This is a genomic window from Imbroritus primus, from assembly GCF_964332355.1.
GTDB lineage: Bacteria > Pseudomonadota > Gammaproteobacteria > Burkholderiales > Burkholderiaceae > Imbroritus > Imbroritus primus.
This window is the reverse complement of record NZ_OZ201293.1, coordinates 2308381-2324496: the sequence shown is the minus strand read 5'-3', so window position 1 is coordinate 2324496 and position 16116 is coordinate 2308381. Positions and strand designations below refer to the sequence as shown.

Here is a 16116-nt window from a genome sequence, read left to right as displayed (position 1 = left end):
GTCAGACCCACGGGCTAGCCCTTGACCGGGACCGGTATGCCGGCCGCCATCAGCCGCACGGTGTCGGCCTGTGCCGCCAATCGCTGGTTGAGGCGGCCCAGCTCGTCGACATAGAAGCGGGTCATTGCGCCCATCGGCACGATGCCGAGACCGATCTCGTTGCTGACGAGAATGATCTTGCCGGGTGCCGTCTGCAACGCACTCATGAGCGCCTCGATCTGTTCGCTGAAGATCGCGGGCGGCGTGATCAGGCCGGTGTCGGGGTAGGTGTGGTGTTCGCCGAACAGCAGGTTGTTGAGCCAAAGCGTGACGCAGTCGACCAGCACGCAACCCTGCTGCGTGGCATGGCCGTACAGGGCATCGCCCAGCATGACGGGCTCTTCCACGAGCTTCCAGCTTTCCGGGCGACGGGCGCGGTGCAGCGCGATGCGCAATGCCATTTCCTCGTCGCCGGCCTGGGCGGTGGCGATATATGTGACCGGACCGTCCGCATGTTCGGCGGCCAGCTGTTCTGCGTAATGGCTCTTGCCGGAGCGGGCGCCGCCCAGCACCAGGGTCAGTTGAGAAGGCATGCCTGCATTGTAGCGGGCCGGCCGGATGCGGGCTAGCGGCGATGTCGACCGTACGGCACGTAGTGATGGCCGGCATGGACGGTTGTCGGACCGGCGTCTTCCGGAGCGCTGCGCGACGGCAGGCAGGGCCGGTGCAATGCGATAATCCCGACATGAATCCCAGCCGTCCCGCCTCTTCTTCCGCGCTCATTCCCGAACCGGCCTCCGGCGCTCCCGCGTCGCCTGCCGCTCCCTCGTGCAGGCCGGCCATGCATCCAGTGCCATCCGGCCTGCGCGGTACGCTGATGGTCCAGGGTACGACCTCGGATGCGGGCAAGAGCACGCTGGTAGCGGGCCTGTGCCGCGTGCTGCATCGCCAGGGCGTGCGCGTCGTGCCGTTCAAGCCGCAGAACATGGCGCTCAACAGCGCGGTGACCGCCGACGGCGGCGAGATCGGCCGGGCGCAGGCCCTGCAGGCGCAGGCCGCCGGCCTCGCGCCGCACACCGACATGAATCCCGTGCTGCTCAAGCCGAACAGCGACACCGGCGCGCAGATCATTATCCACGGCAAGGTTCGCATGGATCTCGATGCGCGCGCCTACCATGCCTACAAGCCGACGGCCATGCAGGCCGTGCTGGAATCGCATGCGCGCCTGTCGCACGCCTACGAAGTCGTGATGGTCGAGGGTGCGGGTAGTCCGGCGGAAATCAATCTGCGCGATCGCGATATCGCCAACATGGGGTTTGCCGAGGCCGTGGACTGCCCGGTGGTGCTGGTGGCCGATATCGATCGCGGCGGCGTGTTCGCGCATCTGCTGGGCACGCTCGAATGCCTGAGCCAGAGCGAACGCGACCGTGTGACGGGCTTTGTCATCAACCGTTTCCGCGGCGATCCCGCACTGCTCGAGCCGGGCTTGCGCTGGCTCGAGGCGCGGACTGGCAAGCCAGTGTTTGGCGTGCTGCCGTACCTGCATGGCCTGCATCTCGATGCGGAGGATGCCGTCCAGACGCAGCAGGTCGGCGTGGGCGAGCAGGTCCGGCTGCGCGTGGCGGTGCCGGTTTATCCGCGCATCAGCAACCATACCGACCTCGACGTACTGCGTGCCCACCCGCAGGTCGAGGTCATGTTCGTCGGACCCGGCCAGCCGATTCCGGGGGCCGATCTGGTGGTGCTGCCGGGCAGCAAGAATGTGCAGGCGGACCTCGCATGGCTGCGTGCCCAGGGCTGGGATGCTGCCTTGCAGCGCCACCTGCGCTATGGCGGCAAGGTAGTGGGTATCTGCGGCGGCATGCAGATGCTGGGCCGCGCGCTGCATGATCCGTTGGGGCTCGAAGGGCCGGCTGGCTCCATGCCCGGCCTCGGCCTGCTGGATTTCGAGACGACGCTCGCGCGCGACAAGCAGTTGCGGCAGGTCACCGGGCAACTGACGGCGGGCGGGGCGCGCGTCGCCGGATATGAAATCCATCTCGGCGTCACCTGCGGGCCCGCGCTTGCACGGCCTGCCCTGCAACTCGACGACGGCCGTGCCGATGGCGCGTGTTCGGCCGACGGGCAGGTCCTGGCCAGCTACGTGCATGGCCTGTTCGATCATCCGGAGGCATGCCAGGCGCTACTGGCTTGGGCCGGGCTGGCGGCGGCCATGCCGCTCGACTACCAGGCCCTGCGCGAGGCGGCACTCGACCGGCTGGCCGATACGCTGGAGGCGCATCTCGACTGCCGTGCCGTGCTGGCGCCGCTGGCGCCGGCCGGGGCCAGCGCTCCCCCGATAGGGCGGGGGCATACGCGGTAGCGCACGTCACGGAATTGCGCCCATAATAGGTGCGTCCTTCAATACACAGGAGTTGACATGCCGGTGGTGGCGATTGCGAATCCCAAGGGTGGCGTGGGCAAGAGCACGGTGGCGACCAATCTGGCCGGGTACTTTGCCCGGCAAGGGCATGCCGTGATGCTTGGCGATACCGACAAGCAGCAATCCTCGCGTGCCTGGCTGGCCTTGCGGCCGCAGGCGGCGCCCTCGATCACGACATGGGACATCAACGCTGATCATATCGCCCGGCCGCCCAGAGGCACCACGCATGTCGTGCTGGATACGCCCGCCGGACTGCATGGCTGGCGTTTCAACGATGTGCTCAAGCTGGCCGATCACGTTATCGTACCGGTGCAGCCTTCCATGTTCGATATCCTGGCGACGCAGGATTTCCTGCGCAAGCTGGCTGACGAGAAAAAGATCCGGCATGGCGAGGTCAAACTCGGCATCGTCGGCATGCGCGTCGATGCGCGCACGCGGGCGGCGGACCAGCTGCAGCGTTTCATCGAGCAGTTGCAGCTGCCGGTGCTGACTTATCTGCGCGATACCCAGAACTATGTGCAACTGGCCGCGCACGGACTGACGCTGTGGGATATCGCGCCGTCGCGTGTGGCCAAGGACCTGTTGCAATGGGAGCCGGTGACGCGCTGGCTGGGCGGCGCTGCGGGCAGCACCGCGGGTGACAAGCATCCGGACGGCGCCACCTCCTGAGAAGACGACAGGCCTGAGGCCGGCCCCCCGATCAGATCTCGAGATTGTCGATCAGGCGGGTCTTGCCGAGACGTGCTGCGGACAGTACCACCAGCGGCGCATTGTCGGCGATATCGGCGGGGCCTGGCGGCAGCAGGTCGCTGCGCTTGCGCACTGCCACATAGTCAGGATCCCAGCCGCGCGCGCGCAGGTCGGCCAGTGCGCTGGCCTCGATCTCGGCGATGCGGCTGTTGTCTGCCAGCACCTCGCCACGCACGCTCTGCAGCAGCTTGTACAGCTGCGGCGCCTCGGCCCGGTCCTCGGGCGACAGGTACACATTGCGCGACGATAGCGCCAGGCCATCCTCGGCGCGCACTGTCTCGGCCGGCACGATGTCGACGGGCAGGGCAAACTGGCTCGTCATCTGGCGCACGATCATCAACTGCTGGTAGTCCTTCTTGCCAAACACCGCGACACGGGGCTGCACGCACGAGAACAGCTTCATCACCACCGTGCACACACCCTTGAAGAAACCGGGGCGGAATTCGCCTTCGAGGATGTCGCCGAGATCGTGCGGCGGCTCCACACGGTATTCCTGCGGCTGCGGGTACAGTTCGCGTTCCGATGGGGCGAACAGGACATACACGCCAGCCTTCTGGAGCTTCTCGATGTCTTCTTCCAGGGTGCGCGGGTACTTGTCGAAATCCTCGTTGGGGCCGAACTGCAGGCGGTTGACGAAGATCGACGCGACCACGGGGTCGCCATGCTGGCGCGCGAGGTGCATCAGGCTCAGGTGGCCTTCGTGCAGATTGCCCATGGTCGGGACGAACGCCACCCGGTTCTGTCCGCGCAGGTGGTCACGCAGCGCTTGGATGGAGGAAATGACTTTCATGGGGGCCTTTCGTTTCAGGTTGGACGGTGATGACGTGGGGGACAACCGTGCCGGGCAATGGCATGTGCCGGCATGCCGGCGAGTCAGCTCGGCAGATAAGAGAGACGTACGTAGATCGGGGCATAGGGCTCGGCCTGCGTGATCTCGATCAGCGATTCACGCGACAGTTCGAGCATGGCGACGAAATTGACCACGACGAGCGGCGCACCCTTGCCGGAGCGGATGGCATCCTCGAACAGTTCCGAGAATTCCATGAAGCGGCGGTTCTGCAGGCGGCGCAGGATCTGGCTCATATGCTCGCGTACCGACAGCTCCTCGCGGGCGATCTTGTGGTGCTGGTTGAGCTTGGCGCGCTTGAGTACGTCGGCCCATGCGGCCTGCAGGTCCGGCAGCTCGACTTCGGGAAAACGGGGCGCCAGGCTCTGTTCGATATACACCTGGGCGCGCAGGAAGTCGCGGCCCAGCTGCGGCAGCATGTCCAGCTTCTGTGCGGCGAGCTTCATCTGTTCGTACTCGAGCAGGCGGCGCACCAGCTCGGCGCGCGGATCCTCGGCCTCTTCGTCGCTGTCGGCCTTCTTCACCGGCAGCAACATGCGCGACTTGATCTCGATCAGCATCGCCGCCATCAGCAGGTATTCCCCGGCCAGCTCGAGGTTGCTCGCGCGGATCTGGTCCACGTAGGTCAGGTACTGCCGGGTCACCTGGGCCATGGGGATGTCGAGCACATTGAAATTCTGCTTGCGGATCAGGTACAGCAGCAGGTCGAGCGGCCCTTCGAAGGCCTCGAGGAACACTTCGAGTGCATCGGGCGGAATGTAGAGATCCTGCGGCAGCTTGAATAGCGGCTCGCCATACAGCCGGGCGAACGCCATGCCATCGATGGCCGCTGGCGTCGAATCGGCCTCGGGGGCCACGCTGGGCAGTTCGATCGGCAGCGGCAGCTTGTCCTGATCGGAAGTCATGGCCGGAAAAGGGGCGGCGGTGTGTCAGTTGTTCTGGTAGACGTAGGCTTTTTGCGGCACGCGCGACAGGCGTGCGCGTTCGCGCTCGTCGAGATCCAGCGGGGCCTTGTCCCAGAGGAGGGCGCGGCCGCTTTGTTGTTCTTCATCGAGCCCCGGGCGCTCGCTTTTCAGTTGCTCGATGAACGCGGTGATGTCGGACTTGTAGGTCATGGAATTCGATATGCCTGAAATCGGAAAGACCGGTCAAACCGGCAGATAACGGATTTTACCGTATCGGACGCCCGAGGCAGGCTTTTACACTCTTTTGTAGTCGCGACGCGGCACCAGTGCTGCAGGCTATGGTCAAATAGGGGTTTTCCACCACGGGCCGACGGGCTGAGACTGACGGATGACTGGACGGCGCTGTTTCAGCCGACGATTGCGCAAGCGCGCCCTGCTTCTGCTGGCGCTGCCGTCCCTGTGGGCCGCCGGACCCGCGGCCGCTTACCGCGTGGAAATCGAGGCGCCGCCCGAGCTGGCGGACATGTTGAAGACGCATCTCGATATTTCCCGCTACCGCGAGCGCGAGGATATTTCCGTCGATCAGTTCAATTACATGGTGGAAACCGTTGGCGACCAGGTGCGGCGCCTGGCATCGACGGAAGGCTATTTCGACCCAAAGACGACCGCGACCGTGGATGCGCCCCTGGCCGCCGAGGCGACCTCGGAGGATCTCGATGCGCGTACCGTGCGTGTCCGCGTCGAGGCGGGCGCTCGCACGCTGGTGACGTCAGTTGACGTGGATTTCACCGGCGCGATTGCCGACGAAGACCGCGAGCGTCTCGAAGCGCTGCGGCGCAACTGGGGCCTGCCTGCCGGCCAGCCATTCCGGCAGGAAACGTGGGCCAAGGCCAAGGACGATACGCTGTTCGCGCTGCAAAGCGAGAAATACTACGCGGCACGCCTGACCCGCTCGCAGGCGCGTATCGATCCGGAGGCGCAGGAGGCGGTACTCGATGCGCGCTACGACAGCGGGCCGGCCTACACGCTGGGCCCGCTCGAGATCACAGGGCTGCGGCGTTATCCGGCGCAGATCATCCACAACGTGAATCCGCTCAACGAAGGCGAGCCCTACAGTGTGAACCGCCTGCTCGAGCTGCAGCGCGCCATCCAGAACCAGCCGTATTTCTCCAACGTCATGGTGGATCTCGGCGACGAGCCGGATCCGGTGAACGCTCCCGTCAAGGTGCGGGTGCGCGAGTATCCGGCGCATCGAGTGAACGCCGGGGTGGGTTACGCCACCGACACGGGTGCCCAGGTCGAAGGGCGCTACTCGTATTTCAATCTCTTCAACCGTGCCTGGGTGTTCGACTCCCAGATGCGGATCGAGCAGCGGCGGCAGTATGCCTTCGCCGAGATTGCCATGCCGCCCGATGAAAAGACCTACCGGCACAGCGTCTACGGCAGCATCGACCGCACCGATCTCGAAGGGGTCGACCTGCGCAGCTGGCGCGTCGGCGTCAAGCGCGCGCGCACGCGGGAGCGCTTCGATACCGCGATCGCGCTCGATCTGTACTACGATGACCTGCGCCCCGAAACCGGCGCGCGCCAGCTCAGCAAGGCGCTCGTGCCGAGCTATTCGTGGACGCGCCGCAATGTCGACGATCCGCTCTTTCCCCGCCGCGGCAATATCATCAATGCGCAAGTCGGCGTGGCGGTGTCGCCATTGCTGACTGACCAGACCTTCGGCCGGGTCTACGGACGGATCCGCCAGTACTTCCCCGTGGGCAGCCGCGATCTGGTGATCGCACGTGGCGAGGTCGGCGCCATCCTCACCAGCGGCAGCAGCCGCAACGTGCCGGCCTCGCTGCGTTTCCGCGCGGGCGGCAATGATTCCGTACGCGGCTATGGCTACCAGAGCATTGGCCAGCGCGATGGCGCGAGCGTGCTGCCGACCAAGTTCCTGGTCACGGGCGGGCTGGAATACCAGTATTGGTTCCGGCGCGAATGGGGCGCCGCGGCTTTCTACGATGTCGGTACCGCCACCAACAACTGGCCGGACCGCAAGCTGTATCACGGCATCGGCTTTGGCGCGCGCTGGCGCAGCCCGGTCGGCCCGGTGAACGTCGATCTCGCCTATGGCGTGCAGGATCGCCGGATCCGGCCGCATATTTCCCTCGGTGTGGCGTTCTGATGCACGAGACCAATTCACCGCACCACTCCCCGGACAGCACGCCGCCTGCACCTGCCCCAGCACGAAAGGGATTGCGCCTGCGCTGGCGCGCCCTGGCACGCACGCTCGGCTGGCTCGTACTTGTGGCGCTGCTGCTGGTGCTGATGCTCTTCGGCTGGCTGTTCTATGCCGTGCAGTCCGAGCGTGGCACGCACCAGCTCTGGGCTACCCTCTCCTGGGCGTTGCGCGGCGCCATCAGTGGCGAGGTCGTGAGCGGTACGTTGCGTCATGGCATGACCTTGCGCAATGTCGTGTATACCAAGGACGGTCTGCGCATCAGCATCGACGAGGTGCAGGGGCAATGGCGCATTGGCTACAAGCCGCGCCGCCTGCATATCAGCACGCTGCGCGCCGGAACCGTGGAGGTCACGCTGCCGCCGCCGGCACCGTCCGCCAAGCCGGCCAGCCTGCCGGCATCGATCACCTTGCCGGCCATCGTTGATGTCGATGCCCTGGCGGTGGAGCGCATCCGTATCCGGCAAGGGTCCGGTGCAACCGCCAGTGTCACCGAGCTGTCCGCATTGCGCGGGGCGCTGCATAGCGATGGTGTCCGTCACCGGATTGCGGTGGATCATCTGTTGACGCCATTCGGCCAGACCACGCTGCATGGTCAGCTGGAGGGAACCCGGCCATTCGCGCTGCAGGCCGCTGCCACGCTCGACAGCACCTTGAAGGGCGAGCAGTACCAGATTGCTGCGCGGGCGAGCGGCTCGCTGCAAAAGCTGACGCTCGAGGCCGATGCCACGGGTGACCGGCTGAAGGGGCGCGCCGAGGTCGAGGCCACGCCGTTCGACGCCGTGCCGCTGGTGCGGGCGCAATTGAGCGCCGATCATGTCAATCCGCGTGTGTTCAGCCCCGGCGCGCCGGAAGCCGATCTTGCCGTGCGCGCCGACGTGCGCCCCGTGGAGGCGGGCGGCGCTGCCGGCGCGCCTCTGACCGTCGCCGGCCCTGTCAGCATCCGCAACGCCCAGGCGGGTCCGCTGGACCGGCAGCGTTTGCCGCTGCAATCGGCCGAGGCGCGTATCGAACTGAATCAGGAGCGGCAGACGGTCAGCGATCTGCTGGTACAACTGACCGGCAAGGGGCGCATTACCGGCCAGGGCGAGCTGGAGGACGGGCGCGGCGGTTTCGATCTGGATGTCCGCGATCTCGATCCGCGCGCCTTGCATGGCGCCATGCGGACGTACAGTCTCAACGGTCCGCTGTCGGTGCGGCTGGAACCGGGTAAGCAGAGCGTGGCGCTCGACCTGCGTGGCGGCAATCTGCGTGTGTTCGTCAGCGCCAACGCCGATGCGCAGCAGGTTGCGCTCGACACGGCACGTCTCGAGGTGGCGGATGGGCGCCTCCTGGTCGATGGCACGCTGGGCTTGCAAGGGCAGCAGGCCTTCGCCCTGAAGGGCCGCATCACCAATTTTGATCCGGCGGCGCTGACCACTGCTGCCAAGGGCCGCATCAATGGCGACCTGGAGGCGCGCGGCACGTTGGCCGAGGTGCTCGAGGCGGTCTTGACGTTCGGCGTACGCGACAGCGAATACGCGGCGCTGCCGCTGCTGGCCAATGGCAAGCTGCATGTCAAGGGCCGTCGCCTGTTGCCGAGCGAGATGCATCTCGACGTGGCCGGCAACCGCGCCGACGCGCGTGGCAGCTTCGGCGCGCGGGGCGACCGCCTGCGCGTGACCGTCGATGCGCCGCAACTGGCGCGCCTGCAGCTTGGCATGGCCGGCACGCTGACGGCTGACGCCGATGTGTCAGGCACCTTCGAGAAGCCGCAAGTGCTGGCCAACTATGCCGCCGAGTCGCTGGTGATCGGCCCGCACCGCCTCGCCTCGGCCAGCGGCCGCGCCGAAGTGCGCGATGGCTTGAACGGGCGCTTGCAGTTTGTGCTGAACGCGCATAACTATCTGGGTCCGTACATGGTGTTTCGCGACATCGCGGTGAACGTGAACGGTACTCAGGCACGGCATGTATTCGACCTGCAGGCCAACGGCGCATTGCGCGGCCGCCCCCTGAAGCTGGCGGCGCGGGGCAATGGCGGTATTACGCAGCAGGGCGGCACTGGCTGGTCCGGCACCATCGAGAAACTGGATGCGACGGGCACCCCGACCCTCACTCTCAAGGCACCAACCACGCTGGCCGTGGCGCCGGGCAAATTGACGCTCGGCCGGACGGCGATGACGTTCGAGCAAGCGGACATCCTGGTGGAGTCGCTGGCGTACCAGTCCGGCCAGTTCCGCTCTGTCGGCAATGTGCAGGCACTGCGCGTGGCACGGGTACTGGAACTGGTGCAGATGCTTACCGGCGAGCCGCCGCCAGCGCGTTCCGACCTGGTACTCGACGGCAACTGGAATCTCACGCTCGCCGACCGCGCCACCGGTTTTGCCGAGATTCGCCGGCGCAGCGGTGATCTGTCGGTCAATACGGGGCGGACCTATGTCAGCCTGGGGCTGTCGGCCCTCCAGCTACGCGCCGATGTGCGCGGCGATCGTCTCAATATTGCCGGCAATGTCGTGGCGAGCCGGATCGGGACGCTCACGGCCGATGCGTCGGCCGGGCTGGTTCGCGAGGGCGGCAACCTGACCTTTGGCCCGGCTTCCTCGCTTGGCGGACGTGTCACGCTGGATGTGCCCGAGCTCGAGCGCGTGGCCCTGCTGCTGGGTCCGCAACTGGCGTTCAAGGGGCGCATGCAGGCGGCGCTGACCCTGGCCGGTACGCTGGGGCAACCGAAGCTGAGCGGCACAGTGAATGGCGATGGTCTGGCGGTGACGGTTTACGACCAGGGCATCCGCCTGCAAGATGGCGTGGTGCGGGTGGTGCTGGACCAGAACGTGATGGATCTGCGCCAGGTCGAATTCCGCGGCGGGGAGGGCACGCTCAAGGCCACTGGCCGTGTGCAGCTCGACCAGGCCAATCCGAACCTCGCGGCATCGATCGTGGCCGACAAGCTGCAGCTCTTCGCCGACCCCGAGCGCACGCTGATCGTCAGTGGTGACGCCAAGATCGAAAACCGCAACGAGCAGATCGTCATCGACGGCAAGTTCACCGTCGATCGCGGGTTGTTCGACCTGCCCAAGGAAAGTGCGCCGGAGCTCGGCGACGACGTGGTGATCGTGCGGCGCGACGCGCGTGGTGCGCGCACGGGTGCCGCCACCAATACGCCGGCCAACGTCTCGAGCGCCGAGCGGCCGGCGGGACGATTCGCGCCGGTCATCAACCTGACGGTCGACATGGGCCGCGACTTCCGCTTCAAGGGCGCGGGTGCGGACCTGTTGCTGCGTGGCCAGCTGACGGTGCGCAGCGCGCCGCTGTCGCCGATGCGCGGTACCGGCACCATCCGCATCGTGGACGGTACCTACGAGGCGTTCGGCCGCAAGCTCGAGATCGACCGTGGCGTGCTGACCTTCCAGGGGCCGTTGAACAATCCGAACTTCAATATCCGCGCCATGCGCCGCAACCAGGAAGTGGAGGCTGGCGTCGAGGTGACGGGCACAGTGCGCCAGCCGCGCGTGCGCCTGGTGTCTGAGCCCAATGTCGCAGACGAGGAAAAGCTCTCCTGGCTGATGTTTGGCTATGGCACGGAAAGCGCGGGCACCGGGCAGCGGCAGGCGCTCGCCGGCGCGGCGCTGGGCGTGATCGGCAGCGCCGCCGGCAAGAACCTGGTACAGCGTTTCGGGCTCGATGAATTCTCGATCGGTTCGAGTGCCATGGGCCTCGCCGATCATCAGGTCGTCAGCCTCGGCAAGTCGATTTCCGAGAAAATCACGGTGGGCTACGAGCAGAGCCTGAGCAGCGCGGCGAGCGTGGTAAAGGTCACGTGGCAGATTTCCCGGCGCTGGTCGGCAGTGGCGCGCGGTGGAACGATCAACGGTCTGTCGTTACTGTACAACCGCCGCTTCGATTCACTATTCTCATCCGAGACCGAAGCGCGATCCAGGAGGAACCTGAATGCCGACGACCCCGATTCCCGCAGCAACGAGGCGGAACAGTGAGCGCCGCATGGCGCGTGCAGGAGTGACCATGGGCATCATTGCATCGTTGCTGGGCCTGTTCGGCTGCGACCAGCAAAAGGTAGACGAGGCCATGCGCAAGGCCGGCGAAGCGGCCAAGGGCGCGTGGGACGCCTCCAAGCCTGACAGCCTGCTGTTCAAGGACATTCGTATTGGTGAGTCGACCGAGGGCGATGTCCGCAATTCCGCAGGCAAGCCCGAGATCGTCTGGGAAGATGCCGATGGCGCCAAGCGTCTCGAATATCCGCGCAGCCCGCAGGGCGGCAAGACGTGGATGGTCGACATCGGCGCCGACGGCCGGGTGGCTTCCATCCAGCAGGTCCTGACGGCGGAGAACTTCGCGCGCGTGCGCCCCGGCATGACGAAGGACGAGATCCGCCGGCTGCTGGGCAAGCCGACGCAGGTGAATGCCTATCGCCTGAAGCAGGAAGAGGTGTGGGGCTGGCGCTGGTGGGAAAGCTCGACCGAAACGGCTTTCTTCAACGTGCACTTCAACAATGACGGCATCGTGACCACCACCTCGCGCAATGATGCGCCGGAGCGGGTCGGGGGCGGTTGAACTGTAGTCTGGGGGGGCGGGGTTGGTTCGGCCTCTGGTTGGTAGCGGTTGAAGCACTGTCCTTGCTGGTCGCGCACACGCCCGCAGGCTCCAGGTCCGGAGTTCAGGCTGGAGCCAACCGTTTGGCGCCGGTTGCGGGATCGCTGCGATGCGAACGGGATACGTCGTGGGAGCTCGATCGTCTGCGCGCCCGCGCGCTCGGATGCCTGCAGGGGTATGCGGTATAGGCTGCGCGCATCCCCGGATTGGACGGTCGCTCGGTGAGTTGACTGACCAGCGTAGCTGGCCGGTCGATCACGGCAAGGCGATCAGCCGATACGCATGCCCGGCACGGCGCCGCTGTGCGGCTCGAGCAGGTACAGGCCCGGCTGGGCCTTTTCATCAGCTGCGGAAGCGGCCAGCACCATGCCCTCGGACATGCCGAACTTCATCTTGCGCGGCGCGAGATTGGCCACCATCACGGTGAGCTTGCCGACGAGCTGTTCCGGCGTATAGGCCGACTGGATGCCGGAGAACACGTTGCGCGTTTGGCCCTCGCCCATATCGAGCGTCAGTTGCAGCAGCTTGGTCGAGCCTTCCACGCGCTGGCAGGCGACGATCTTTGCCACGCGCAGGTCGATCTTGGCGAAATCATCGATGGTGATGGTCTCGGCCACGGCTTCGATGCCGGGGGCTCCTGCCGGCGCGCTTGCCGATGCCTGCGTCTGCGGGGCTGCCTGCAGCGACTCGCGGTTGGCCGCAAGCAGTGTCTCGATCTGCTTTGCATCGATGCGCGTCATCAGGTGGCGATAGGCGTTGACCGGCCGGTCGGCCTGCAGCGGCATCGCAACCGATGCCCAGGTCAGCGGCGGGACGTTCAGGAACGTTTCGACCCCTTCAGCCATCGCCGGCATGATCGGCTTGAGGTAGATCGTCAGCAGTCGGAAGGCTTCCAGGGCGACGCTGCAGGCGGCATGCAGCGCTGCGCGCTGGTCGTCCTGCTTGGCGAGTTCCCACGGTTTTTCAGTGTCGACAAAGGCATTGACCGCATCGGTCAGCTCCATCACGGTACGCAGCGCCTTGCTGTACTCGCGCGCTTCGTACAGGGCTGCGACGGTTGGCGCGGCATCGCGCAACTGCGCGAGCAGTGGATGGCCAAGCGCCGCCGCATCGACCTTGCCATCGAAGCGCTTCACCAGGAAGCCTGCGGCGCGGCTGGCAATATTCACGTACTTGCCAACCAGATCACTGTTGACGCGTGCTACGAAGTCATCGAGGTTGAGGTCGATGTCCTCCATGCTGGCGTTGAGCTTGGCAGCGAAGTAGTAGCGCAGCCATTCCGGATTCAGTCCGCTGTCGATATAGCTTTGCGCGGTGATGAAGGTACCGCGCGACTTGCTCATCTTCGCGCCATCGACGGTGAGGAAACCATGGGCAAATACGTTGGTCGGGGTGCGGTAGCCGGAGAACTTCAGCATCGCGGGCCAGAACAGCGTGTGGAAATACAGGATGTCCTTGCCGATGAAGTGATACTGCTCGGCGGTGGAGTCCGGCTTGACCCAGGCGTCGAAATCGATGCCGCGCTGGTCGCACAGGTTGCGGAAGCTGGCGTAGTAACCGACCGGAGCATCGAGCCACACATAGAAATACTTGCCCGGCGCGCCCGGGATCTCGAAGCCGAAGTATGGCGCATCGCGCGAGATGTCCCAGTCGGCAAGTGTCGAGCCGCCGGCGCCGTCAGTATCACCTGCGCTGGCTGCGTCGTCGCCGAGCCATTCCTTCATCTTGTTGGCGGCTTCGGGCTGCGCCAGCCCGCGTACCCAGGCGCGCAGGAACTGCTCGCAGCGCGGGTCGGACAGGCGGAAGAAATAGTGCGTGGACGATTTACGAACCGGCGCCGCGCCCGAAACCACGGAGTAGGCGTTCTTCAGTTCGGTGGGCTGGTAGGTCGCGCCGCAGACTTCGCAGGAATCGCCGTACTGGTCCTTGGCGCCGCATTTCGGGCACTCGCCCTTGATGAACCGGTCTGGCAGGAACATTTCCTTGACCGGGTCGTAGAACTGCTCGACCTCGCGGGCGTCGATCAGACCGGCGTCTTTCAGTGCCAGGTAGATATCCTCGGACAGCTTGCGGTTTTCGTCCGAGTCGGTGCTGTAGTAGTTGTCGAACGAGACGAGGAAACTGTCGAAATCGCGCTTGTGTTCCTGCCACACCCGCTCGATCAGCTGGCGCGGCGTCAGGCCTTCTTTTTCGGCGCGCAGCATCACGGGCGTGCCATGCGTATCGTCCGCGCCGACGTAGTACACCTCGTGACCCATCATGCGCTGGAAGCGCACCCAGATATCGGTCTGGATGTACTCGACCATATGGCCCAGATGGATCTGGCCGTTGGCATAGGGTAGGGCGGACGTGACGAGGATGCGGCGCTGGGTCATGGGGTGGCGGTCAAGCGTAGGGGCTGCGGCAAGGCGCTGCGGCCAAAGGACCGATTCTACAAGATTGGCCATGGGCCGTCCAAAAGCCGGCGGGTTTGGTGGAGCGGATGCTGAGGCAGTAGATGAGGCCGCAGGCAGGCGCGACCTCATGCATGATTGAATGCCTGACGCGTTGTCCAGCAAATTTTCTCGGCGTAACCGAAAGGTCGCGGCGATACGAGCCTACGAAGCTGGCCCGCCAATGATGCGGGCGGGCGCGAGTGACTAGCGCAGGTGACTTACTTGGGCCGGTACGGGGAATAATGCGTCGTCGGCGGCGATGTCTGAACCGATGTATAGCGCTTCTCGGTCTGCGTGCCACTCGTCAGTGGGAGCTTCTGAAGCGCCTCGTGTGCACTCGGCACGAGTTGCTCACGTGTGCGCGCCGTGAATGGCGTGTTTTCGGGCGATTGCTTCGGCGTCGTGTTGGACGAGTAATCCACTCTGAAAGACGGGGAAGACGTGATGGATTTGACGGGCATGGTGGTGATCGGTCGAAGTGTCTAAAAATCATGGGCGCTTGCAATGGCGTCGCCTGCAAGCTCACGGTGCGATGACGGGGACAGTTCCTTCCACCTCGGGCCTCGGCAGCTGAACCGGTGGAAGAAGTACCGGCCCGGCTTGCATGAATGGGAACTGCGCAGTCAACAGCCCGGTTTTAGTGTTCCATTGCGCCGATGATGCCCTTCAGAATACGGTCTTTCTGCGTCAGGAGTGCCGTTTCCAGGCCGATGTCGCGGCTGTGCTGGTCGAGGTTGGCTTTGAGTGCGAGGAGATCTTCAGCCGACATGTTTTCCAGAGGTTTATCGCCCAAGCCGTCTTTCGTTTTCGGGATATGCGCAATGGCTTCTGCCGTAGCGGCCTCTTCGCGCTTCGCCTGTGCCTGCTTGGCGCTGGCCGAAGTGTCACCGGCATTGCCGGTGTCTTGCGCGGCGATGATGGCGGGGGCGGAAGCCATTTGAGAAGCGGCTTGAGAGCGGGCAAGGGTGGTCATGATCGGCAGGCGGCAGTTGCCGCAGCGGTTGAGGATGTATCCACTATGCAATTTGCGGGTCGACGGAACCTCATCATTGCTCAAAACACTGTAGAGCATTGTGTCGATGTGACCGGTCCGCTGCTTCTGGCATCCGGAAGGTGCGCGCCGCAGGCAGGCTGCGGGCAAAAAAAGCGCCGGCAGAACCGGCGCAGCTTTCCACAACGGAAAAGGAGGAGAAATCAGGTGCCACCCGGGAGGTCAGCCAAACACCGCGAGCCAGCAGTGTTCAGCAAGCGGCACCCATTTCTGTGACACCTTACCGCTGGATAGGTTTCAAATAAATTTCGACACGGCGATTTTGTGCCTTGCCGGCCTCAGTGGAATTGTCGGCGATCGGCTGGGTCTGGCCGCGACCCTCCGCCGTGAGGCGCGAGCGCGACACGCCGCGGTCCGACAGATAGGAGGCCACGCTCTGCGCGCGGCGTTGCGAGAGCGTCATGTTATAGCTCGGGTTGCCGGTGCTGTCGGTGTGGCCGACCACATTGGCGCTCAGGTCCGGCTGCTGGGCAATCGTTTGCGCCACATTGTCGAGAACGGTACGGAACGACGGTTTGATGGTGGCGCTGTCGGTGTCGAAGGACACGGAACTCGGAATCGCAACCTTCAGGGAGCCATCGGGCTGTTCGGAAATCTGGGTGCCGGTGCCGGCGGTGTTGCCAGCCAGGCGATTCTTGATGGCCCCCCAGTTGTAGCCGACGCCAGCGCCAGCAGCTGCGCCGAGCGCCGCGCCGATGGCCGTGCCCTTGGAGTTGCCGCCGATGAGGTTGCCGATGCCGGCACCGACTGCCGCGCCAACGCCCGTACCCACCGCGGTTTGCGTGCCTTGTTCCGTTGCACATCCAGCGGCCAGGGCTGTGACGATGGCGAGTGAAATCAGTTTGGCTTTCATGAAATCTCCAATAGAAGCTATTGTTGTAACAACGGCTGTCCCGGCTTGCGCCACGGTTCC

At 65.0% G+C, this 16116-nt stretch carries 12 protein-coding genes; 5 read left to right on the top strand and 7 right to left on the bottom strand.

Annotated elements, in window-relative coordinates:
* Positions 1 to 14: 14 nt before the first annotated feature.
* Complete coding sequence (cobU, locus tag ACQ3C8_RS10590) at positions 15 to 572, bottom strand: bifunctional adenosylcobinamide kinase/adenosylcobinamide-phosphate guanylyltransferase (RefSeq protein WP_428851541.1); 558 nt, start codon at positions 570 to 572, stop codon at positions 15 to 17.
* A gap of 248 nt (positions 573 to 820) precedes the next feature.
* Here cobU and ACQ3C8_RS10585 point away from each other — a divergent pair, with 248 nt between their 5' ends.
* Together ACQ3C8_RS10585 and ACQ3C8_RS10580 are read left to right on the top strand one after the other, a co-directional pair.
* Positions 821 to 2341, top strand: coding sequence for a cobyric acid synthase (locus tag ACQ3C8_RS10585; RefSeq protein WP_428851540.1), 1521 nt, complete (start codon positions 821 to 823; stop codon positions 2339 to 2341).
* A gap of 57 nt (positions 2342 to 2398) precedes the next feature.
* Positions 2399 to 3070 (top strand): ParA family protein, encoded by a 672-nt coding sequence (locus tag ACQ3C8_RS10580; RefSeq protein ID WP_009523163.1) that lies wholly within the window; start codon positions 2399 to 2401, stop codon positions 3068 to 3070.
* A gap of 31 nt (positions 3071 to 3101) precedes the next feature.
* Here the strand turns inward: ACQ3C8_RS10580 and panC are convergent, their stop codons facing one another.
* The 3 genes from panC to ACQ3C8_RS10565 form a co-directional block, all read right to left on the bottom strand.
* Positions 3102 to 3941, bottom strand: a complete 840-nt coding sequence (gene panC / locus ACQ3C8_RS10575; protein WP_009523162.1) for a pantoate--beta-alanine ligase — start codon at positions 3939 to 3941, stop codon at positions 3102 to 3104.
* An 83-nt stretch (positions 3942 to 4024) separates the two neighbouring features.
* A complete protein-coding gene (locus ACQ3C8_RS10570; protein ID WP_009523161.1) occupies positions 4025 to 4903 on the bottom strand; it encodes a segregation and condensation protein A in 879 nt (292 codons plus the stop codon).
* 24 nt (positions 4904 to 4927) lie between these two features.
* Positions 4928 to 5113: a DUF3460 family protein gene (locus ACQ3C8_RS10565; RefSeq protein ID WP_009523160.1), complete on the bottom strand. Its 186-nt coding sequence runs from the start codon at positions 5111 to 5113 to the stop codon at positions 4928 to 4930.
* A gap of 178 nt (positions 5114 to 5291) precedes the next feature.
* On the opposite strand from ACQ3C8_RS10565, the gene ACQ3C8_RS10560 reads away from it, so the two are divergent.
* The 3 genes from ACQ3C8_RS10560 to bamE are packed head-to-tail and all read left to right on the top strand — an operon-like array spanning position 5292 to position 11678.
* Positions 5292 to 7076 (top strand): autotransporter assembly complex protein TamA, encoded by a 1785-nt coding sequence (locus ACQ3C8_RS10560; protein WP_428851539.1) that lies wholly within the window; start codon positions 5292 to 5294, stop codon positions 7074 to 7076.
* Complete coding sequence (locus tag ACQ3C8_RS10555; RefSeq protein ID WP_428851538.1) at positions 7076 to 11101, top strand: translocation/assembly module TamB domain-containing protein; 4026 nt, start codon at positions 7076 to 7078, stop codon at positions 11099 to 11101. The genes ACQ3C8_RS10560 and ACQ3C8_RS10555 overlap by 1 nt, the downstream gene beginning before the upstream one ends.
* 28 nt (positions 11102 to 11129) lie before the next feature.
* A complete protein-coding gene (bamE, locus tag ACQ3C8_RS10550) occupies positions 11130 to 11678 on the top strand; it encodes an outer membrane protein assembly factor BamE domain-containing protein (RefSeq protein WP_037030425.1) in 549 nt (182 codons plus the stop codon).
* 308 nt (positions 11679 to 11986) lie between these two features.
* Here the strand turns inward: bamE and metG are convergent, their stop codons facing one another.
* The 3 genes from metG to ACQ3C8_RS10535 form a co-directional block, all read right to left on the bottom strand.
* A complete protein-coding gene (gene metG, locus ACQ3C8_RS10545; protein ID WP_428851537.1) occupies positions 11987 to 14092 on the bottom strand; it encodes a methionine--tRNA ligase in 2106 nt (701 codons plus the stop codon).
* Between the two features lie 697 nt (positions 14093 to 14789).
* Positions 14790 to 15224, bottom strand: coding sequence for a hypothetical protein (locus tag ACQ3C8_RS10540; RefSeq protein WP_428851536.1), 435 nt, complete (start codon positions 15222 to 15224; stop codon positions 14790 to 14792).
* A gap of 199 nt (positions 15225 to 15423) precedes the next feature.
* Positions 15424 to 16056, bottom strand: coding sequence for an OmpA family protein (locus ACQ3C8_RS10535; protein ID WP_428851535.1), 633 nt, complete (start codon positions 16054 to 16056; stop codon positions 15424 to 15426).
* Positions 16057 to 16116 lie beyond the last annotated feature (60 nt).

Excerpts from the sequence above, each read along its gene's own strand:
- bamE (WP_037030425.1), top strand. The coding sequence starts at position 11,130 with ATGGGCATCATTGCATCGTTGCTGGGCCTGTTCGGCTGCGACCAGCAA.
- panC (WP_009523162.1), bottom strand. The coding sequence starts at position 3,941 with ATGAAAGTCATTTCCTCCATCCAAGCGCTGCGTGACCACCTGCGCGGA.
- ACQ3C8_RS10535 (WP_428851535.1), bottom strand. The coding sequence starts at position 16,056 with ATGAAAGCCAAACTGATTTCACTCGCCATCGTCACAGCCCTGGCCGCT.
- ACQ3C8_RS10570 (WP_009523161.1), bottom strand. The coding sequence starts at position 4,903 with ATGACTTCCGATCAGGACAAGCTGCCGCTGCCGATCGAACTGCCCAGC.
- metG (WP_428851537.1), bottom strand. The coding sequence starts at position 14,092 with ATGACCCAGCGCCGCATCCTCGTCACGTCCGCCCTACCCTATGCCAAC.
- ACQ3C8_RS10555 (WP_428851538.1), top strand. The coding sequence starts at position 7,076 with ATGCACGAGACCAATTCACCGCACCACTCCCCGGACAGCACGCCGCCT.
- ACQ3C8_RS10560 (WP_428851539.1), top strand. The coding sequence starts at position 5,292 with ATGACTGGACGGCGCTGTTTCAGCCGACGATTGCGCAAGCGCGCCCTG.
- ACQ3C8_RS10585 (WP_428851540.1), top strand. The coding sequence starts at position 821 with ATGCATCCAGTGCCATCCGGCCTGCGCGGTACGCTGATGGTCCAGGGT.
- ACQ3C8_RS10580 (WP_009523163.1), top strand. The coding sequence starts at position 2,399 with ATGCCGGTGGTGGCGATTGCGAATCCCAAGGGTGGCGTGGGCAAGAGC.
- cobU (WP_428851541.1), bottom strand. The coding sequence starts at position 572 with ATGCCTTCTCAACTGACCCTGGTGCTGGGCGGCGCCCGCTCCGGCAAG.
- ACQ3C8_RS10540 (WP_428851536.1), bottom strand. The coding sequence starts at position 15,224 with ATGCTCTACAGTGTTTTGAGCAATGATGAGGTTCCGTCGACCCGCAAA.
- ACQ3C8_RS10565 (WP_009523160.1), bottom strand. The coding sequence starts at position 5,113 with ATGACCTACAAGTCCGACATCACCGCGTTCATCGAGCAACTGAAAAGC.